Source organism: Psychrobacillus sp. FSL K6-2365 (assembly GCF_038003165.1).
Taxonomy (GTDB): domain Bacteria; phylum Bacillota; class Bacilli; order Bacillales_A; family Planococcaceae; genus Psychrobacillus; species Psychrobacillus psychrodurans.
In genome coordinates this window covers 390,062-410,197 of the sequence record NZ_JBBOOO010000001.1, presented here as the reverse complement: position 1 = coordinate 410,197, position 20,136 = coordinate 390,062, and the positions used below count along the sequence as shown (strand labels likewise).

Here is a 20,136-nt window from a genome sequence, read left to right as displayed (position 1 = left end):
TTTTAGTTGGGACAAGATAGAAGGAGAAAATGATGAAGGGCGGTAATGACTATTACTACAGAATGGTTTGACAGAGTAACAGAGGAGCTACAGGATCACTTGAATTCGATTTGTGAAGAGTATGACCAAGTCGGTCATATGAATATTAACCGTGCTTCTAAACATCCAAGAATTGAATTTTTTGTTAGTACAGAAGACGAGGAACGAGACTATTTTTGTACCATTCTGTTTGATCCTTATAATGAAGAGTTCTATGTAGAAAGCTTTGATGTTGAACTTCTACAGCCTACCAGAATAATATTGGATGATATTACTGATATTGTAGAAGCTGTTCACGAAAGTTTTCACGAGTTTCTTACGGACGATAGTGATAGTGAATTGTATTATTTGGACGATAATGATGATGACGACTTTGAAGATGACACTGACGAAATCACTGTCGAGGAAATTGATGTGGAATGGGAAACCCCTGAAGTCACTGCATTTCTAATAGATGATGAAATGGAAGTAACTTATCAGTTCGGTGTAGACAGCGCTAATGGTGATGGTGTTCTCCGTAGAGTGAGTCGTATTTGGACAGATGATGAAGAACTTGAAGACGAAAGTACATTTACTTTTAAAAAAGATGAAGCCAGCACTATTATAGCTATGATCGCTAGTCATATGGATAGAATGGTCGGTTATGATGAAATTATAGACCTTTAATTTTATTACACCCCAATTGGGCAGTTGCCATTTGTGGGTGTTTTTTTATATTCAAAATCTAATCAACAATAGGAGATATTCTGATAAAATGAGAGTAATAAGAAATGGAATGGAGAACATACCTTGAAAACCTTTAAGAAAATGTATATTGAAATTACTAGCGTTTGTAATCTTGCTTGCAGCTTCTGTCCACCGACAAGTAGAGCAAAAAATATCCTCAAACTAGATGCATTTAATAAAACATTAGATGAGATTCGACCACATACAAAATATATTTACCTCCATGTAAAAGGTGAGCCACTTTTACATCCACGGGTGGATCAATTATTGGATGCTAGTCATGCCAAGGGTTTTAAAGTTAATATTACAACTAATGGTACCCTTATCAATAAAAATAGACATAAACTATTGGGCAAACCAGCACTTCGTCAAATCAATTTCTCTTTACATAGTTTCGATGGACATGAAGGATCAGAAAATCGCGAGAAATATTTAGGAGATATTCTGGATTTTGTCCGAGAAGCCAAGGAACACAATGTTATTATTTCCTACCGATTATGGAACTTACAGAGGGATCAAGTTTCAGAAGTTGCACAACGGAGAAATCGAGAAACATTGGAAATACTTGAAAAAGAATATAATCTAGATTTTAAAATTGAAGAAAAAGTACAACCTGGTAAAGGGATCAAAATCGCTCATAATGTCTATTTGAACCAGGATCATGAGTTTCAATGGCCGAGTTTACTTGCACCAGAGGATGATGGAAAAGGCTTTTGCCATGCTCTTCGCAACCAAGCGGCTATTCTCGTAGATGGAACCGTAGTACCATGTTGTCTAGATGGTGAAGGCGTTATTAACTTAGGTAATATCCATAATAATTCTTTCTCAGACATTATTGAGAGTGAACGGGCAAATAATTTGTATGATGGATTTACAAGAAGAGAAGCAGTCGAAGAAATGTGCAGAAAATGTGGATATAGACAGAGGTTTGGAGTTTGAAGCACTTCTAATGGAAACTAAGTGGTGCAAATGGTAATATTAAATTTTCGAGAGGAGAGATAAATATGGAATTTATTACACTTAGCAATGGTTTGAAAATCCCTCAAATTGGTTTTGGGGTGTGGCAAGTTGACAACGAAACAGAAGCTCCCGCTGCTGTAGAAGAAGCTTTACGAGTCGGTTATCGTCATATTGATACTGCTGCTACTTATGGAAATGAAGAAGGAGTCGCAAAAGGAATTACTGCTTCTGGTGTTGCACGTGAGGACATCTTCCTAACTTCAAAAATCTGGAACGATGATATTCGTGCCGGCCGTACAAAAGAAGCATTCCAAGAATCTCTTAACCGCCTAAAAACTGATTATTTGGATTTATGTTTAATCCATTGGCCAGTTGATGGTATTGTAGAAGCGTGGCGTGCACTTATTGAGCTGTACAATGAAGGAAAGATAAAAGCAATCGGCGTATCCAATTTTAAAGAACATCACTTGGAACAATTAGAAGCAGCTGGATTGATGACTCCTATGGTCAATCAGATTGAGCTACACCCGCAATTACCACAGCACGACTATGTGAATTATTTATCCAAAAAAGGTATTCATGTAGAGGCTTGGAGCCCACTAATGCAAGGAAAGTTCTTGGATTTTGATTTATTCAACCAGTTAGCTGAAAAGTACGGGAAGTCTCCATCACAAATAGTACTTCGCTGGCATTTACAGTTAGATAGAGTTGCTTTGCCAAAATCGATTACCCCTACTCGCATTAAAGAAAATTTTGATGTCTTTGACTTCGAGTTATCCTCTGAGGATATGGAAGCAATTGCCACTTTAGCTACTAACGTTCGCATGGGTCCTGACCCGGATGAAATTCAATTTTAATAGAAAAAAATGCCGGAAGAAGTGTCTATATACTTCTCTCGGCATTTTTATTATCATTCAATCATGGTAACCCCAAAAGAATAAGTAGTTGTTGATTTATACTCTTTTCCTGCTTGTAGGATGGACGAAGGAAAATGAGGATGATGGATGGAATCAGGTGGACCTTGTGTTTCTAAGCATATACCTAAATAATCCCTTAGTTGTTCTCCTCTCATTATTTCAGAGTTGCCCAAGTTATTGCCTGTATAGAGAACAACGGCAGATTCTGTCGTTTCTACTACCAGTTGCCGACCACTTGCCTCATCCGTTAATACCATTACATTTGATTCGTTTTCTTTCAATAAAAATGGATGATCATAACCGTTGCCTACTAATACATTTTGGGGATGAACAGAAGTTGCTCCATCAGCAATTTTACGACTCTCTCGAAAATCGAATACAGAATTCTCTACTGGAACTAAATTTCCAGTTGGAATAAACTCCTCATTCAACTCCAAATAAGCAGGACTATCAATCATTAGTTCATGATCTAATACATCCCTTTTCAGATTTCCACTAAGATTAAAATACGAATGGTTCGTTACATTTAATAATGTGTCCTTATCGGAAATACCCGAGTATGTAATAGATAACGTATCTTCATCATGTAGAATTGTATAAGCTACTTTCATCTCCAGGTTTCCGGGGTAACCCTCTTCTCGATCTCGGCTTAAATAAGTAAACTCGATTGTTGTTTCGTGGTCACCTTCCAGTATAGTAGAATTCCATAATACATGACTGAATCCTTTAGGACCTCCATGTAAATGGTTGTTATTCTCATTCATAGGAATATTGTAGGCATCCTCTCCTAAACGGAAGGAACCTCCCTTAATACGACCAGCAACTCTACCTACAACCGCTCCTAAATACTTGGCATTTCGACCGTATTCCTCTAATGTATCGTATCCTAATACTACATTTTCATATTTCCCCCTTCGATCAGATGCTAAAATTTCCGTAATTACGCAACCATAATTCATGCAGGATACTTCAAAACCGTTTTTATTTCTTACTGTAAATAATGTAACGGGTCGATCATCTATAAATCCAAATAGCTTCTCTTGCACTAACACTCACCAATTCAACCCTCTCTTATGTTACTTTATCACTGCGAGTTCTCCAGTTTGAATAGATTGATAACAAGCTTCTATTACTCGCATATTATTAATAGTAGAAATCCCTGTAATTTCTGGATCACCATTTGTTTGTATGACATCTGAAAAATGCTCAACTTCAAGTCGGTATAAATCCCCGTATACACTCTCTTCACGAACCATATTTGCTACTTGTGTAATAACTTTTCCTACTCCTCCATTGTTATCTGGTCGGAAGGCAAAAGGTACTTTGATCGTGCCTTTTGTACCTATTACTTCATACTCATTCCTACCAGTCATATCAAAGCTACAGTCAAATATAGCCCGCACGTTTCTACCCATGTTTAAATATCCAAATGTACTCGTATCTACACCTGTTTCAGGGTCTAATTCCGCAAAACATTGCACAGAAACCGGTTCTGAATCTAACAAATAGCGAATTACATGAATGCTATAACAACCAACGTCATAAAGAGCCCCACCACCCATCGCTTTGTCCATTCTAAATTTATCAACACGGGATTGTAAGTAAAAGGAATGACTCGATTTGATAAGCTTTATATCCCCAATTTCGCCTGAGGAAATAATTTCTTTCACTCGCTGATGCTGTGGGTGTAACTGATACATGAAGGCTTCCATGAACTTAACGTTGTTTTCACGACATACTTCTACCATTTCTTCAGCTTCTCGGGCTGTTAGCGCCACTGGCTTTTCGCAGAGTATGTGCTTTCCTTGCTTAGCCGCTTTAAATACCCATTCCTTATGTAAATGATTAGGAAGTGGAATGTAAACAGCTTCTATTTCTGAATCGTTTAGAAGCTCTTCATAGCTTTCATAGGCTTTAGTAATACCTAATTTAGAGGCTACTGGATGCACTTGACTTCCACGACTCGAAATTGCTACTAGCTCTGCATTACTTGCTCTGGAAATTGCAGGTATTAGTTGTTGTTGTGCGATATTTGCCGTACTTAATACTCCCCAACGAATGTTCTTCATCCAATCATCCACCTTTACTTTTAAAATTCAATAACTCGTTTCATTCACACAGAAAGTTACTAATAATCTCCTTTAATTTCCCTGTGGACTTCTTCTTTATAAAATTTAGCTAGTTTCAGCATTTCTTCTGCTGTATATGAACTTACATTCACCGCTTGCAAGTTATCCTTTACTTGAGCAACTGTTTTAAAGCCTGGTATGACACATGAAATTTCATCATGCTCCAATATCCACTTCAATGCAGCGCGGGTCATATTATCTCTACCTTCCGCGATCCATTTTAGCTTTCCTGCTAATTCCACACCTTTTTCTAATCCTAGTCCCGCAAAGGTTTCACCAACATTAAACGCTTCTCCACTTTGGTTAAAGTTACGATGATCGTCTGATTCAAACTTGCTATCTACATTAAATTTTCCAGTCAGCAGTCCACTAGCAAGTGGAACTCGCGCAAGAATCCCAACACCTTTTTCCTTTGCTTTAGGGAATAACTCATCCAACGGCTTTTGTCGGAAGATGTTGAAAATTACTTGAAGGCTACGAACATTAGGCTGCTCCAAACATAGTAATCCTTCCTCAACTGTTTCTACACTGACACCGTAATAGCGAATTTTCCCTTGCTCCTTTAAACGATCAAGTACATCAAATACTTGACCCTCCTTTAAAATTTCTAGAGGTGGACAGTGAATTTGAAACAAATCAATTTGCTCTCTCCCAAGTCGTCTTAAGCTATCCTCACAGTATTTAGTTACACTTCCCATGGAATATGTATGAGGATCATGCACATCAGCTGCTCTACAAAATTTCGTAGCAATATGGATATCTGCATGCTTTCCTTGTGTTGCTTTAGCTAAAAGCTCTTCGCTATGCCCATCACCATATACATCCGCAGTATCGAAAAAGTTTACCCCGTTACCAATTGCATAATCTAGTGCTTTTAACGATTCCTCGTCATTTGTTTTTCCCCATGCTCCACCTATTGCCCAAGTACCAAAGCTTAGCTCACTTACCTGTAAATCCGTACTACCAATTTGACGATAATTCATCTTACTACTCCTCCCTTTTGTAAATAAGAGCCTCAACTATATAGTTGAGACTCTTCATCATCCTTACTTACGGAATTCCAAAAGTACTTTATTTAGACTCTTCGTTTGACTGTAGACTTCTTGATAAATAGGAAATAACTTCTTATACTTTTCTACATTTGCTTCAATAGGATTAAACTGTTTATCTTCCTTTAAAAACTCATCTGCACAACCTTTTAATGAATCAAACCATTGACATCCATAAGCCGCCAGCATCGCTGCTCCCATTCCTGGTCCCTGTTCGCTAGTTAATCGAACAATTTTTGCATCGAAAATGTCTGCTTGCATTTGAAGCCAATCATCATTTTGTGCACCGCCGCCAATAGATACAATTGTATCTATCAACTTTCCATTTTTCCGAAAAATTTCAATAGATTCATGCAAGGAGAATGTTATTCCCTCTAAAACAGCACGAACAAAGTCTTTACGCTGATGCGAACTATCCATTCCGATGAAACTAGCACGAATAATTGCATCTGCATGCGGGGTTCTCTCACCTACTAGATAAGGGGTAAACAGCAACCCATGTGACCCTATCGGAACATTCCCTACCTCAGATAATAATTCCTGGAACGACTCTTCACTTGCAAAAACCTCTTTAAACCAAGTCAAACTATGACCTGCGGCAAGTGTTACACCCATTGTGTAAAAGGATTCTGATGCTGCGTGATTAAAATAATGAACCTTCCCCTCAAAATCCTTATCCGGGTTTGCTTCATACGATAGTACAACACCAGATGTTCCTATGCTACAAAGTGTTTTTCCATCCTCTAAAATTCCTGAGCCAATTGCACCACAAGCATTATCCGCACCACCTGCAAACACACGAGTTGTTGCTGAAAGACCGGTAGCTTGTGCAACACTTAAAGAAATAGTACCAACTTCGTCATGCGAATTTAACAATGGTGGACACAGACTAGGTTCGATATCCAATGACGCACATATAGGTGTGCTCCATTCTTTCCTACTAACATCCAATAGAAGTGTTCCTGCAGCGTCCGAATACTCCATATGAAGCTGGCCTGTGAGCCTGTATCGTAAATAGTCCTTCGGGAGTACAAATGTCTTTGCCTGCTCAAATATTTGTGGTTCATGTTCTTTGACCCATAATATTTTGGGTAATGTAAAACCCTCTAAAGCAGGATTTTTTGTTATTTCAAGCAGTCTATCCTCACCTATCACATCATAAATTTGCTGACACTGAGCTGTAGTGCGTGTATCATTCCAGAGAATTGCAGGACGTAAAACATCATTTTTCTTATCTAATAGAACAATGCCATGCATTTGTCCTGAAAAACTCATCCCTTCAATATTCGCTACATCGCCTTCAAAATCCTTCAACAGTTCTTTTAATCCCAATAGCGTTTGGTCCACCCAGTGCTCGGGGTTTTGTTCACTATAGCCCGTTTTCTCCTGTATTAAAGGATAGGATTTAGATACACTTCGAACAACTTCCCCATTTTTATTAACTAGCAATATTTTCACAGCGCTCGTTCCTAAATCTACACCAATAACATATTTCATAGCTCAGCTCTCCTACCAAATGCATTCAAATTATTTACTAAATGATTGCAATAAATACTGATTGATTGTCGCCTTGATTTGCTCCAAACGTCCAGAAGTCTGTTTAATATCTTGAAGTCCCAAAGCATACGCCTCTAGCTTATGGAAATCTGTTTTGCCTTCAACAATATCTAGTCCGATACCTACTTCATACGTTTTGTAGCGTTCATCTACAACATTTTCAAGCACTTTATCATCTATCAAGTTTTGTGCAACTCGCAAACCTACTGCAAAAGCATCCATTCCAGCAATATGTGCATGGAATAGATCCTCCGGTTCAAATGATGCTCTTCTAACTTTCGCATCAAAGTTTAAACCTCCCCTGCCTAGTCCACCGTTTTGCAAAATTTCATACATTGCAAGAGTTGTAGTCCATAGATCTGTTGGGAACTCATCTGTATCCCAGCCTAAAAGTGGGTTACCTTGGTTCGCATCAACGGAACCTAACATTTTATTAATACGAGCATAATGTAGCTCATGCTCAAATGTGTGACCAGCAAGTGTTGCATGGTTTGCTTCGATATTAAATTTAAATGAATTTTCTAAGCCGTAGCTTTGTAAAAATGCATGGGCAGTTGCAACATCATAATCATATTGGTGAGTAGAAGGTTCTTTGGGTTTTGGTTCGATTAAGAATTGTGCATCAAATTCAATTTCTTTAGCATAGTCTACAGCCATATGATAAAAGCGAGATAAGTTATCCAACTCTAGTTTCATATTTGTATTTAGTAAAGTATCATAGCCTTCGCGTCCACCCCAGAAAACGTAATTTTGTGCGCCAAGCTCCTTACCAATTTCTAATCCTTTTTTCACTTTAGCAGCAGAGTATGCAAAAACATCTGCATTACTTGAAGTTGCTGCGCCATGAACAAAGCGAGGGTGCGTAAAGTTATTCGCCGTATTCCAAAGCAATTTTGCTTTACTATTTTTCATATAATCCTTTATCATGCTAACAATCACGTCTAAGTTATGATTACTTTCTTTAAGATTACTTCCTTCCGGTGCAATATCGATATCATGGAAGCAGAAGAACGGGACATCCATCTTTTCATAAAACTCAAACGATGCCTCTACTCGCGCTTTTGCTAAATCCAACCCACTAAATTTATCCCAAGGGCGGTTCATACTTCCTGCTCCGAAAGGGTCCGATCCATCCATCGTAAACGTATGCCAGTAAGAAACAGCGTACCTTAAAATTTCTTCCATCGTTTTACCGCCAATTTTCTCTTCTGGATTATAAAATTTAAACGCATAAGGATTTTTAGAAGTTGCACCTTCAAATTTAACTTTCTCGACATTTTGGAAATAGACCATTATTTTTACCTCCTGAATTTTATCTACACTAATCACCAACGGTTTTTGTGTGAAATTAGATTGTTTAATTAGTTTGTTAATCATACGAACAAAGTTGTATTATTGTAAATAAAAAGTGTATGCTATTAATAATTATTAAACTCTTGCAAATAAATTGATAACAAAGGACGGTTCTCTATGAATGCAACAAGTAGTTTTATATATAATATTGCCGAATGGATTACGAAATTTGCCTATTTAAACTTGCTATGGATTTTATTTACGATACTCGGCGGTGTGATTTTCGGGTTTTTCCCTTCAACTATTTCGATGTTTGCCATAGTGAGAGAATGGTTGAAAGGTGAAACAGATATACCATTGTTTAGCACCTTTTGGAAATGTTACCGAGATGAATTCGTTAAAAGCAACTTGTTAGGAGTCATAGTCACGCTAATTACAGTTATAATAGTATTGGATCTTTTTTACATACAATCTACTGATAGCAATTTGTTAACTTGGACTTACCTGCCATTGTTTTCTTTTATGTTAATATTCATCATGTTCCTATTTTATCTTTTTCCTTCTTTTGTACACTTCAACTTAAAGTTAGGACAAGTTATCAAAAATTCATTTTTTATCATGCTTATAAATCCAATTACAACTCTACTAATTTTCCTAAGCCTATTACCGTTTTTCTACTTAATAAGCCTTCTCCCTGCAATCGGATTCATATTTGGCGGAAGTGTATACGCTTTTATATCGATGAGGTTTAGTTTACATGCATTTCAGAAAGTCAGCGAAAAGCAAGAAGCATTAAAAATGAGCAATGAAATATAATTTCCCATAGCGTGAAGCTATTTTCTTGTTGTCTAATTCCTGTGCCTAGCCCTTCAAGTCTCTTTAGGATTCAGGGCTTACATAGGCACATGATTTTTCTTCTTACCCTTTTACAGCACTTGCAGAAATACCTTCCACTACTTTATTGCTAAAGAAGATAAAAGCAATAATGATTGGTAGTACACTTATGATAAGAGTTGCCCCTATTGCACCCCAATCCGTCATATATTGACCGATGAAATTTTGGATACCTACTGTTAATGTTTTGTATTTCTCAGAGCTTATAAATGTATTAACGAACACAAACTCATTCCAGTTATAAATCATATTAATGACTACAGTAGTTGACATTACTGGCACTGTCATAGGTAGAATAACTTGGAAAAACATTCGATTCACTGAGCAACCATCTATAACGGCCGCTTCCTCTATTTCCCTCGGTAGCGTGTAATAGAAACCAAGCAAAATCATCATCGTAATTGGTAGATTATAGGCTGTATATGTAATAACAACTCCCAGCGGATTATCTATTAAATTTACACTTAAAAACATACTGTATAGAGGAATTAGTGCTGAATGGATAGGAATCATAAGCCCTATGATGAACAGGCTAAGAACTGCCCCACTTAACTTCCATCTCATTCGAGTTATCGCAAATGTTGCCATACTGGCAAAAAGTACGGTTAACACTATCGCTAGTGCCGTGATCCAAACACTATTAAAGAAGTAAACCCCTATACCTCCATCCCACACTTTTAGATAGTTTTCCCATCTAAACTCCGAAGGTAATGCAAATGGTGAACCCGCAAATATTTCTCGATTATCTTTTAATGAGAAGATGAATAACCATATTAGCGGGACGATTTGAAACAATGCTACAACCAATAGACTAAAATATAGAAAAAAGTAGCCTACACGCTTCATATACAAACCTCCTTAATATTCTATTCTCTCTTTTGGTGTAGTTAATTTACGAACGATAAAGGTTACGATTAATGTAATGATTAAAAGCAGGAATCCAATTGCACTTCCGTACCCAAAGTTATAGCTGGAAAATGCTAACTTATACATATAGGATGCCATTACTTCACTTGCACCATTCGGTCCACCAGAAGTCATCACATATATTAAATCAAAATATTTTAACGATCCAACTATTGCTAGGACGACCGTCACACTTACTACTTCCTTGATCAAAGGCAACTTAATCTTCGTAGCAATTTGGAATGCTGAAGCACCATCGATTCTCGCCGCTTCGATTAATGACTCCGGAATATTCTTTAATGCAGCATAGTAAATCAAAATATAAAATCCCGCATATTGCCACAAAATTGGGATGAAAATTGCAAATAAAACTAAAGATGGATCTGCCAACCAAGCAGGAGGATTTTCCACTCCTATTTGTTTAAGAAACACATTTAAAATACCATTCGATGGGTTATACACTTTAATCCAAAGCTGTGCAATCGCAACAGAGGACAATAGCATCGGTATTAAATATATCTTTCTCAATAAATCCGATCCTTTTATCTTGGATGCCAAGATGAAAGATATGGTCAAATAAATGCCTAAACTCAGTGTTGAGAATATCGCCAGTAAAAACGAATGATAGGCACTACTCCAAAACTTCATATCTTGCAGACCATTTATATAATTCTCTAATCCAATGAATGTTTTATCCCCTATTCCATCCCACTCCATTAAGCCATAATACCCTGATAGAATTAGCGGAATGAATACTAACACCAGAACTAGCAACAGTGCAGGAGAAATATATAAAGCTATTAACAGTTTGTTAGACATTACCTTGTTCAAAACAGTCAACTCCTTCCTTACCAGGTAGAGAAGGGCTATCCAACTAGGCAGGATAACCCTCGTTTTTAGAAATTTCTTTTTAATCCAAAGTCTGAATAATGTCGGTTTCCACTTCAGACGGACGCTTTCCGTAGGCACGGCTTCAATCAACGAAGTCTACTTTATAATAAGTAAATTATGAAATTGACTCGTTCATTCTATTTTGAAAGGGCATCCTCATGTGCTTTTGCAAATTCTTCAGGAGTCATTTCTTTTCCAAATAGAGCTTGAATCGAGTCTAAATGTACTTGTGCTACATCTGGACTCATTTGAACATCCGCAAATAGCGTAATATTACTTGCTTCATTTAATTCATTTAAAATATCAATATACATTTCCGGAAGATCTAATGAATCAGCATCCACTTTAGTAGCAGGGATTACGCCAGCTTGTGTAACTGCTTTTTCTCCCCATTGCTTAACAAAGTACGCTGCAAAATCTTTCGCTTCTTCTTTTACTTTAGAATCCTCAGCTACGAATAGTCCAACTCCAGGACCACCAACAAAACTATTCATATCCCCGTTACCACCTACTGTAGGGAACTTCAGGTATTCAACGGAGTCTCTAAATTCCTGCGGTACAGTTTCATTCGTTGTATAGTTTGGCAAATCCCAAGTTGCGATTAGATACATTGGCACTTGCTCACTCATGAACATACTTTTTGCTTCCTCATCTGCTAATCCGTTAAATCCATTAACAAATGCACCCATATCTACAAGGTCTTGAACCTTTTGCGCTGCTTCTACTAATGCAGGATCTTCGAAAGAACCTGAGCGATCGATTGCCTTATTTAGAACTTCAGCCCCACCAAGGCGGTCCGCTAGATACATATACCAAAGTGATCCTGTCCAAGCATCTTTATTTCCTAATGCAATTGGATCAATTCCATCTTCTTTGAATACTTTTATTACATTCTCTAATTCTTCAAAAGTTTTTGGTGCTTCTAAACCTTGTTCATCAAACATCGCTTTATTATAGTAAAGAGTTACAATGTTCAACTCTAATGGTAAACCGTATGTCTTACCATCTAATGCATATGCTTCTGCAGTTCCCGGTACAAAGCTATCACTTAGTTGATCTCCAATAACATCGTCTAATGGGGCGAACATGTTACCACCAACATAAGGCTCTAAGAAACCTGCTGCCCAAGTCATTCCTACATCAGGAAGTTCTTTAGATGTCGATAAAACTCTCAGTTTATCTTTATATTGTTCGTTACTTAACACTTCGAGATCCACTTTAACCCCTTCATGTTCTTTTTCATAATCCGCTATTATTTCATTTACAACATCGTAATGCTGCTTGGAGCTTCCTTCTGGCCATAAATGCATAAACTTTATTTCTTTGTCTCCACTTGAACTTGATGATGATTCACTTGAATCTGAACAGCCTGCCAATAAATAAAATACAGAAGCAAATAATAGAACTTTAATCATTTTGTTGATTTTCATTCTTATTTCCCCCACCCCAATTATTTTTACAACAATATTCTGAATATTGTATGCGGTTTCATTGTAGCAAATAAAACTATGTTAGTCTAGTGGATAAACAAAGTTTTTTTATTCTTCGTTTATATGATAGAATGATGAAAAAAGATAGAAAGAGCTGAAGAAGGATGAAACTAAGCGCCAACCAAACATGGAATCATCATGTTGTAAAAAAAGGGAACAAATCGCTAGTTCTAGATAAAATAAAATACAACTCCCCTATCTCCAGAGCCTCTGTTGCAAGCCAAGTTGGATTAAATAAAGGAACTGTGTCTTCTTTGGTAAATGATTTACTTGAGGAACATCTTATCTATGAATCCGGTCCAGGTGAATCTAGCGGCGGTAGAAGACCAGTTATGTTACTGTTCAATGAAAACGCAGGCTACTCTATCGGAATAGATTTAGGAGTTAACTATTTACTCGGAGTGCTCACAGACCTTAACGGAAATATTCACACAGAGAAGCAAATAACATTTAAGAATTTATCTTATGAAGAGATTGAGACTAAGTTATTTGAAACAATAGAATACCTTCTTAAGTCCACACCTGAATGCCCACACGGAGTTATTGGAATTGGTGTTGGGGTACCAGGTATTGTGGATAAGGATGATAACATTCTGTTAGCTCCTAATTTAAACTGGCGTAATATAAACCTGAAAGAAGTTCTTGAAGAAAGATATAACGTTCCAATCATTATAGAAAATGAAGCCAATGCAGGTGCATACGGTGAAAAAAATTTCGGTGCCGGAAAAGACTTTGAAAATGTTATCTACGTGAGTGCTGGAATTGGTATTGGAGTTGGTCTAATACTTAATGGTTCTTTGTACAAAGGATCCAATGGCTTTTCAGGTGAACTAGGTCATATGACGATTCAAGCAGAGGGCGCTAAATGCCGCTGTGGAAATGAAGGGTGCTGGGAGTTATATGCTTCGGAGCAAGCACTCACTAGACAGGCAGAAAAGTTGGATATTCCATCAGATATGCAGGATTTAGAGGGCTTAGTAACACTTGCTGAGCACGGAAATGATGAGGTCATTGCATTATTTGAACAAACTGGAGACTACTTAGGTATTGGTATTAATAATATTATTAACATCTTTAATCCTCAGCAAGTCATTATCGGTAATAGATTAGCCTCCTCTGAAAAATGGCTAAAGGAACCGTTAAATAAAAGAGTCGCAAAACAAGCATTATGGTTTCAACAAAATGATTTACAAATCGATTTTTCTGAGCTATCGACAAGATCAACTGCATTAGGGGTTGCTGCTTTTTCCATCGAAAACTTTTTGAGTGTCAGTATTCAGCAAAACAACACTGCCCAGGAATAAAAAAATTTTTTTCTGTTTAACTATCAAAAAATTTAGACTTGCTAATTTTTTTATTCTAGTGTTATATGTATTGTTATATTGAAAAAAATTCTATTTTGGGAATTATTAGGAATAAAAATAATACTATGAAGTTTAGATTCATCATGTATTGTTACGCTACTAAATAGGCTTGAAATGGAAAAACTAGATGCAAAGGATGATGACAGTTGACAACTATACGAAATCCAATATTACCTGGCTTTAACCCAGATCCAAGTATTTGCAGAGTTGGAGAAGATTATTATATTGCCGTTTCTACTTTTGAATGGTTCCCTGGTGTTGGTATTTATCATTCCAAGGATTTAAAAAACTGGCGTTTAATTTCTCGCCCTCTTAATCGTATTAGTCAATTGAACATGATGGGAAACCCTAACTCTGGTGGGGTTTGGGCACCTGCGTTGTCCTACAGTGAAGGGCAGTTTTGGTTAATATTCACGGATGTAAAAGTGACAGAGGGACAATGGAAAGATTGCCATAATTACCTGGTCACTTGCGACACCATCGATGGAGAATGGTCTGAGCCTATCTATTTAAACAGCTCTGGTTTTGATCCATCCTTATATCATGATGAATCGGGTAAAAAGTACTTAGTGAATATGAAATGGGATCATCGTCTCCATCATCATAATTTTTATGGTATTGCACTTCAGGAATATGATGTGGAACAGCAAAAATTAGTCGGGAAATCTACTATTATCTTTAAAGGAACAGATATTAAATTAGTGGAAGCTCCTCACCTTTACAAAATTAATGGCTATTATTATTTGTTAACTGCTGAAGGTGGTACAAAATACGACCATGCAGCAACTATTGCACGATCCAAAAATTTAGAGGGACCGTACGAGGTGCATCCGGATAATCCTTTAATAACTTCATTTCCCTATCCGAGAAATCCATTGCAAAAATCGGGACATGCTTCTATCGTCCAAACCCATACCAATGAATGGTTTTTAGTACACTTAACCGGTCGTCCACTACCAAAAGAAAACCAACCTTTACTGGATCCACGAGGATATTGTCCACTTGGAAGAGAGACTGCTATCCAAAGAATAGAATGGAAAAATGACTGGCCATATGTTGTTAATGGGAACGGACCTTCCCTTGAAATTGAAGGACCTGCAATCGAGGAAGTGGTTTGGGAAAAGGATTTCGAAGAGAAGGATGATTTTAACGGGAAACGATTAAATAATCATTTCCAATCACTGCGTATCCCGCTTGACGAACATATAGTTTCACTAAAAGACAATCCTGGTCATTTGCGACTATACGGGAAAGAATCGCTTACTTCAAAGTTCACACAAGCATTTATAGCAAGACGCTGGCAGCATTTCAACTTCACAGCAGAAACAAAAGTGGCCTTTAATCCGAATACTTTTCAGCAATCTGCTGGATTAGTTAACTACTATAATACAGAAAACTGGACAGCACTTCAGATTTCCTGGAATGAGGAAAAGGGAAGAATTTTAGAACTAACTACATGTGATAACTTTACCTATGACCAACCGTTAAAAGGCAAAGAGATCATTATTCCAAAGGAACATGAATATGTTTACCTAAAAGTGGATGTTCAGACTTCTATTTACGAATATTCTTATTCATTTGATGGGGAGAATTGGACATTAATTCCTATTAAACTTGCTTCACATAAATTATCCGATGATTATATTCAAGGCGGTGGCTTCTTTACAGGAGCATTTGTAGGAATGCAATGTCAGGATACATCGGGTCAAAGTCTCCCAGCAGATTTTGATTACTTTATCTATAAAGAATTGGATTTATTCAACTAAATAATCTTTATTTATATCATAGTTACGCATTTTTTCAGTATTTCAAGCCATATTAAATAAGCATCAAAAATCGTCGAGAGGGGTTTTCTTATGAAAAATGGTACTCATATAGGAGCTAACAAAAGAGGTTCTATGGCGAAACGACCAACTAGTAAGAAAGAAGAGATTTCTCTAGAGTTAGCCGAGCTTGGTTATTTAACACCAAAGCAAGGTTCAATGTCTCCAAATCGACGTGATATGAGTGAGAGGGATAGATCTTACTAATTGAAAGATGCAAAAAAAGGACACAACGCTTAGTTGTGTCCTTTTTTAATCTACTATTGAATCAACCTTAAAATGACTTAATACATATTGTAATACTTCCGCTAAATGCGCTGTTTTTCAGTTGCACTATCTGCCTTGCTGTAACTGATAACCTATTTGAACTTAGCCGGAATCATTTCTGCAGGCAATGGACGGCTATATAAATATCCTTGGAACATATCGCATTTATAACTTTTTAATAAATTTGCCTGTTCTTCTGTTTCTACCCCTTCAGCAATGACCGGCATGTTTAAGTTATGACCAAGTGCAATAATTGTTGCGATTATACTGCGGTCTTCTTCATCCTGTTGAATACCTTGCACGAAGGCTTTGTCAATTTTGAGGTGATCAATAGGAAAACGACGTAAGTAGTTCAATGAACTATATCCTGTACCAAAGTCATCCATCGCTATCAGTACACCGATTGCTTTCAACTCATTTAGCACATGAATAGCAATATCAGGCTGCATCGCAATCGTTTCCGTAATCTCAAGTTCCAAATACTTTGGGTCAAGTTTAGTTTCTTTTAGAATCAATCCAACCTTCTCTACCAGATCGGTTTGATAAAACTGTCGTAAAGAAAGGTTGACCGATACGGGTACTGGCGGCAAACCTTGTCTCTGCCATTCCTTATTCTGGCTGCATGCTTCTCGTATAACCCATTCACCAATCGGTACAATCATACCCGTTTCCTCGGCAAGTGGAATAAAGTCAGCAGGTGAAACCATTCCCAAATCTTTACTATTCCAACGCAACAAAGCTTCAATGCCTGAAACTTCATGTGTGACCGCATCGTATTGAGGCTGGTAGAAAAGTACAAACTCTTGTTTATCCAGTGCTTTATGTAATAGTGTCTCCATGTGAAGGTCTGTCTTTGAAAGACCTTCTATTTGGGCATTGTACATTTGATAATTGTTGCGCCCCTGTCGCTTGGCGTAATACATTGCGTGATCAGAAGCCCTCATTAATCCTTTAATATCTGTGGCATGTTTTGGAAACAAACTTATACCTATGCTCGCAGTTAGAATCGCTTCAAAACCGTCAAGATCGAAGTGTTTTCCTATTTCTGATATTAACGACTGAGCTTTTAGAAGGACTTTACTTTCATTAATATTTTGCATAATAATAGTAAATTCATCTCCTGCGTATCTATAAACTGTACCATCATGGCCCATTATTTTCACTAATCGCTCCGATACTTGTTGTAATAAAGCATCTCCCATTTCATGTCCAAGATAGTCGTTGATAAACTTAAAGCGGTCAAGGTCGATCATTAAAACTGCGGAGTTATGTTTTTCTGAGGTTTGAGTCTCAATCACACTTCGCAGATCCTTCTGGAACAAGCGTTGATTCCCTAGTCCAGTTAGCATATCATGATATGCCATAAAGTTTGCCTTATCCTCATTACGCTTTATGTTTGTTATGTCTTTCCCAATACAATGAACAGCAGAGAGTTTACTTTCGATGAACACAGGGATTACTGTAATGTGTAACAAAACATGTTCACCTTTATGATTATGCAAAGAGGTCTCATATTGATGTGGACGTCCACTTTGAACCTTTTGAAAATTAGCTATTGTCTCCATTTGCTTGTTTTTATCAATGAAGGGAAGGAAAGGCTTTCCAATCAATTCTTCAGAGGGAACACCCAAAATTTTCTCTGTAGCATCATTTACGACTAGAAAATTGCCTTCTAAGTCAAAGGTAATAACAGGATCAATGTTGTGCTCAAATAATGCCCTATACCTCTGTTCACTTTCCTTTAGGAGGTTTTCTATTCGTATTTGTTCAGTAATATCACGAGCGACACAAATAACCTCTACTACTTCACCATCCAGTATAGTAGGAACTGCTGTTATATCAATATTAAAAACTGAACCTTCTCTATTGACGACCGAGATTTTAAACTCTGCTGTATTTCCTTTCAATACTTCAAAAAAGTAATCATTTGTAACATCGAGGTCTTCAGGTACAATCAAATTTCGAAAGCTCATACTAGTGATTTCATCATACGAATATTTTAAAATCTTTAATCCTGTTGCATTTGAGTTTGTGAAAATTCCCTCGGGATTAATGGTAAATACTATATCAGGGTTATGATAAAACAGTGATTCAAACTCTCTCGTCGATTTTTTTAACTTATTTCGTGTATCTTGATGTTCAGTTACATCAATAATAGTTAAAATTAAGTATCGATTCCCATCTTCAAGCTCAATTGCATGCCCTGATACTTTTAATGCTCTACCTTCCAAGTTTTTCTTTAATGGCGAAGAGTCAGCCTTATGCAGCTTTGAAGAATGTTCACTCTTCAAAGCTTCGAAGTCCGAATCACTAGGAACTCCAAACATGTCGTTCCAGTTATATAAACAGATTTCTTCTTTTTCCATACCTGTTAATTTCACAGCAGCCTCGTTTGCATATATAAAATGATCTGGATACTGCCTTTCTTTTAAGGTTAATATACATATTGGTTCAGGAAAGTTCTCAATAAATCGAACAAAATCACTTTTGCTAAACTTTGAATTTAAAGTAGAACTCTCATTATAGTAGATTTCCATCATAGTCACCTCGCTTTTAGTTACTCTTAATAACAAGTCTTTTGTAATACATACTTAAGAAGATTATAACAACCAAGAGCATGCATTACAACACGAATATAAGTACTTAGACTTATTTTTTAACTTATACATTCGCAAAAATAATTCATAATACCTATAAATAGTGACGATGAATTACCAAAAACTTATTATTGTAACTAAATACCCTCACCTAGAACTTTAGTAAACCTTTGAAGGACTCTCACCTATTAGAGAAATAAGTGCTTCAAACACAAAAACGCCCCATACCTCAAAAGGAATGGAGCGAATTTATAGGATTATTATGCAAATTAGAATGGATTAGTCGCTAATAGACTAGCTGTCTTCACGTAAATTCTTGTGTTTAATTTCAATTGAGAAACTATAAATTCTGCTATGTCTTCTGGTTGCATAAATTGCTCAATTTTATCTTTATCCACTAAAGATGATTTAGTAGCAAGTTCGGTTACTACTGTACTTGGAGTCAATGCTGTCACACGTATATTATTTCGACGAACTTCCTGTGCCAATGATTCTGTTAGCCCAATAACGCCGAATTTAGATGCACTATAAGCACTTGAACCAGGTGCTCCATTTAAACCATTCGTAGAAGAAATATTTATAATATCTCCTCCATTTTTTTCGATCAATTGCGGAAGTACTGTATGTGTCACATAATAAGTACCCATTAAGTTAACATCAATGATTTTTTTCCACTCCATAGGGTCTGTATCTACTAGTTTCACAAAGCCACCAATTCCTGCATTGTTGATCAATATATCGGCAGTTCCTAATTCATTAGTTAATTTCTCTATTGCTTGTTTCACTTCTTCTAATGAAGAAACATCAGCTGGTGCATATGCCACTTTAACACCTAAGCCATCTATTTTCTTGGCTACATCCTTTAACGCTTCCTCTGTTCTAGCTAGTAGTCCAACGTTTACTCCTTCTTTTGCCAAAGCAAAAGCTATAGCTTCTCCAATACCTCTCCCTGCTCCCGTCACAAATGCTACTTTACCCTTTAATGATTGTCCCATTTTTAGCAACTCCTTTGAAATAATAATCTATCTCCATCATAATGCTGAAAAATGGAAAACTCCAATAAACGCACTTTATTTGGTCAACCTCGCGAAATTGCACAAGCTTCTCTATGGTTAGCATCTGATGCATCATCTTACGTGACGGATACGGCTATTCACGCGGATGCAGGTTATACTTCACGTTAATTAAAATAAAACTTTGCATCTAAAAAACGAGAGAAGTGATAATCACTTTT

The 20,136-nt window shown here is 36.9% G+C and carries 18 protein-coding genes; 8 read left to right on the top strand and 10 right to left on the bottom strand.

Translation table 11 applies throughout. The features are described 5' to 3' along the window. The first annotated feature begins 51 nt into the window (after positions 1-51). The 3 genes from MKY29_RS02025 to MKY29_RS02015 all read left to right on the top strand — a co-directional run bounded on the left by MKY29_RS02025 (position 52) and on the right by MKY29_RS02015 (position 2,582). Positions 52-705 (top strand): hypothetical protein, encoded by a 654-nt coding sequence (locus MKY29_RS02025; RefSeq protein WP_269922213.1) that lies wholly within the window; start codon positions 52-54, stop codon positions 703-705. 123 nt (positions 706-828) lie between these two features. Next, complete coding sequence (locus MKY29_RS02020; protein WP_090564995.1) at positions 829-1,704, top strand: radical SAM/SPASM domain-containing protein; 876 nt, start codon at positions 829-831, stop codon at positions 1,702-1,704. 65 nt (positions 1,705-1,769) lie between these two features. Beyond that, the gene (locus MKY29_RS02015; RefSeq protein ID WP_340878841.1) at positions 1,770-2,582 is read left to right on the top strand and encodes an aldo/keto reductase; all 813 of its coding nucleotides are present in this window, start codon (positions 1,770-1,772) and stop codon (positions 2,580-2,582) included. A 53-nt stretch (positions 2,583-2,635) separates the two neighbouring features. On the opposite strand, the gene MKY29_RS02010 is transcribed toward MKY29_RS02015, so the two are convergent. From MKY29_RS02010 to xylA, 5 genes are all read right to left on the bottom strand, one after another. Beyond that, positions 2,636-3,694: an aldose epimerase family protein gene (locus MKY29_RS02010; protein WP_340878840.1), complete on the bottom strand. Its 1,059-nt coding sequence runs from the start codon at positions 3,692-3,694 to the stop codon at positions 2,636-2,638. 24 nt (positions 3,695-3,718) lie between these two features. Beyond that, on the bottom strand, positions 3,719-4,711 hold the full coding sequence (locus tag MKY29_RS02005) for a Gfo/Idh/MocA family protein (protein ID WP_340878839.1): 993 nt from the start codon (positions 4,709-4,711) through the stop codon (positions 3,719-3,721). Between the two features lie 59 nt (positions 4,712-4,770). After that, on the bottom strand, positions 4,771-5,754 hold the full coding sequence (locus MKY29_RS02000; protein ID WP_340878838.1) for an aldo/keto reductase: 984 nt from the start codon (positions 5,752-5,754) through the stop codon (positions 4,771-4,773). A 63-nt stretch (positions 5,755-5,817) separates the two neighbouring features. Then, entirely contained in the window at positions 5,818-7,317 is a 1,500-nt protein-coding gene (xylB, locus tag MKY29_RS01995; protein ID WP_340878837.1) for a xylulokinase, read from the bottom strand. Between the two features lie 30 nt (positions 7,318-7,347). Further along, on the bottom strand, positions 7,348-8,670 hold the full coding sequence (xylA, locus tag MKY29_RS01990; protein WP_340878836.1) for a xylose isomerase: 1,323 nt from the start codon (positions 8,668-8,670) through the stop codon (positions 7,348-7,350). A gap of 177 nt (positions 8,671-8,847) precedes the next feature. Between xylA and MKY29_RS01985 the strand changes: the two genes are divergently transcribed. Next, a complete protein-coding gene (locus tag MKY29_RS01985) occupies positions 8,848-9,486 on the top strand; it encodes a YesL family protein (protein ID WP_093493408.1) in 639 nt (212 codons plus the stop codon). 102 nt (positions 9,487-9,588) lie between these two features. Here the strand turns inward: MKY29_RS01985 and MKY29_RS01980 are convergent, their stop codons facing one another. The 3 genes from MKY29_RS01980 to MKY29_RS01970 form a co-directional block, all read right to left on the bottom strand. Further along, positions 9,589-10,410, bottom strand: a complete 822-nt coding sequence (locus tag MKY29_RS01980) for a carbohydrate ABC transporter permease (protein WP_090565010.1) — start codon at positions 10,408-10,410, stop codon at positions 9,589-9,591. Between the two features lie 12 nt (positions 10,411-10,422). Continuing rightward, a complete protein-coding gene (locus tag MKY29_RS01975) occupies positions 10,423-11,301 on the bottom strand; it encodes a carbohydrate ABC transporter permease (RefSeq protein WP_090565012.1) in 879 nt (292 codons plus the stop codon). Between the two features lie 197 nt (positions 11,302-11,498). Beyond that, a complete protein-coding gene (locus MKY29_RS01970; protein ID WP_241597563.1) occupies positions 11,499-12,791 on the bottom strand; it encodes an extracellular solute-binding protein in 1,293 nt (430 codons plus the stop codon). Positions 12,792-12,955: 164 nt separating this feature from the next. Here MKY29_RS01970 and MKY29_RS01965 point away from each other — a divergent pair, with 164 nt between their 5' ends. From MKY29_RS01965 to MKY29_RS01955, 3 genes are all read left to right on the top strand, one after another. Then, positions 12,956-14,155, top strand: coding sequence for an ROK family protein (locus MKY29_RS01965; RefSeq protein WP_340878835.1), 1,200 nt, complete (start codon positions 12,956-12,958; stop codon positions 14,153-14,155). Positions 14,156-14,361: 206 nt separating this feature from the next. Then, a complete protein-coding gene (locus MKY29_RS01960) occupies positions 14,362-15,981 on the top strand; it encodes a glycoside hydrolase family 43 protein (RefSeq protein ID WP_093493402.1) in 1,620 nt (539 codons plus the stop codon). 90 nt (positions 15,982-16,071) lie between these two features. Continuing rightward, a complete protein-coding gene (locus tag MKY29_RS01955; protein ID WP_241597570.1) occupies positions 16,072-16,245 on the top strand; it encodes a hypothetical protein in 174 nt (57 codons plus the stop codon). A 152-nt stretch (positions 16,246-16,397) separates the two neighbouring features. Here the strand turns inward: MKY29_RS01955 and MKY29_RS01950 are convergent, their stop codons facing one another. Further along, positions 16,398-18,842, bottom strand: a complete 2,445-nt coding sequence (locus tag MKY29_RS01950; RefSeq protein WP_269915593.1) for a sensor domain-containing protein — start codon at positions 18,840-18,842, stop codon at positions 16,398-16,400. A 329-nt stretch (positions 18,843-19,171) separates the two neighbouring features. Then, entirely contained in the window at positions 19,172-19,897 is a 726-nt protein-coding gene (locus tag MKY29_RS01945) for a 3-ketoacyl-ACP reductase (protein WP_093493398.1), read from the bottom strand. 51 nt (positions 19,898-19,948) lie between these two features. On the opposite strand from MKY29_RS01945, the gene MKY29_RS01940 reads away from it, so the two are divergent. Further along, positions 19,949-20,086 carry an SDR family oxidoreductase gene (locus tag MKY29_RS01940; RefSeq protein WP_445677859.1) on the top strand — a complete coding sequence of 46 codons (138 nt, stop codon included), beginning with the start codon at positions 19,949-19,951 and terminating at the stop codon, positions 20,084-20,086. Positions 20,087-20,136: the final 50 nt, after the last annotated feature.

What these genes read in the sequence shown, in the direction of transcription:
- MKY29_RS02015 (WP_340878841.1), top strand. Translation starts at nt 1,770, where the DNA reads ATGGAATTTATTACACTTAGCAATGGTTTGAAAATCCCTCAAATTGGT.
- MKY29_RS02005 (WP_340878839.1), bottom strand. Translation starts at nt 4,711, where the DNA reads ATGAAGAACATTCGTTGGGGAGTATTAAGTACGGCAAATATCGCACAA.
- MKY29_RS02000 (WP_340878838.1), bottom strand. Translation starts at nt 5,754, where the DNA reads ATGAATTATCGTCAAATTGGTAGTACGGATTTACAGGTAAGTGAGCTA.
- xylB (WP_340878837.1), bottom strand. Translation starts at nt 7,317, where the DNA reads ATGAAATATGTTATTGGTGTAGATTTAGGAACGAGCGCTGTGAAAATA.
- xylA (WP_340878836.1), bottom strand. Translation starts at nt 8,670, where the DNA reads ATGGTCTATTTCCAAAATGTCGAGAAAGTTAAATTTGAAGGTGCAACT.
- MKY29_RS01985 (WP_093493408.1), top strand. Translation starts at nt 8,848, where the DNA reads ATGAATGCAACAAGTAGTTTTATATATAATATTGCCGAATGGATTACG.
- MKY29_RS01980 (WP_090565010.1), bottom strand. Translation starts at nt 10,410, where the DNA reads ATGAAGCGTGTAGGCTACTTTTTTCTATATTTTAGTCTATTGGTTGTA.
- MKY29_RS01970 (WP_241597563.1), bottom strand. Translation starts at nt 12,791, where the DNA reads ATGAAAATCAACAAAATGATTAAAGTTCTATTATTTGCTTCTGTATTT.
- MKY29_RS01965 (WP_340878835.1), top strand. Translation starts at nt 12,956, where the DNA reads ATGAAACTAAGCGCCAACCAAACATGGAATCATCATGTTGTAAAAAAA.
- MKY29_RS01955 (WP_241597570.1), top strand. Translation starts at nt 16,072, where the DNA reads ATGAAAAATGGTACTCATATAGGAGCTAACAAAAGAGGTTCTATGGCG.
- MKY29_RS01950 (WP_269915593.1), bottom strand. Translation starts at nt 18,842, where the DNA reads ATGGAAATCTACTATAATGAGAGTTCTACTTTAAATTCAAAGTTTAGC.
- MKY29_RS01945 (WP_093493398.1), bottom strand. Translation starts at nt 19,897, where the DNA reads ATGGGACAATCATTAAAGGGTAAAGTAGCATTTGTGACGGGAGCAGGG.
- MKY29_RS01940 (WP_445677859.1), top strand. Translation starts at nt 19,949, where the DNA reads ATGGAAAACTCCAATAAACGCACTTTATTTGGTCAACCTCGCGAAATT.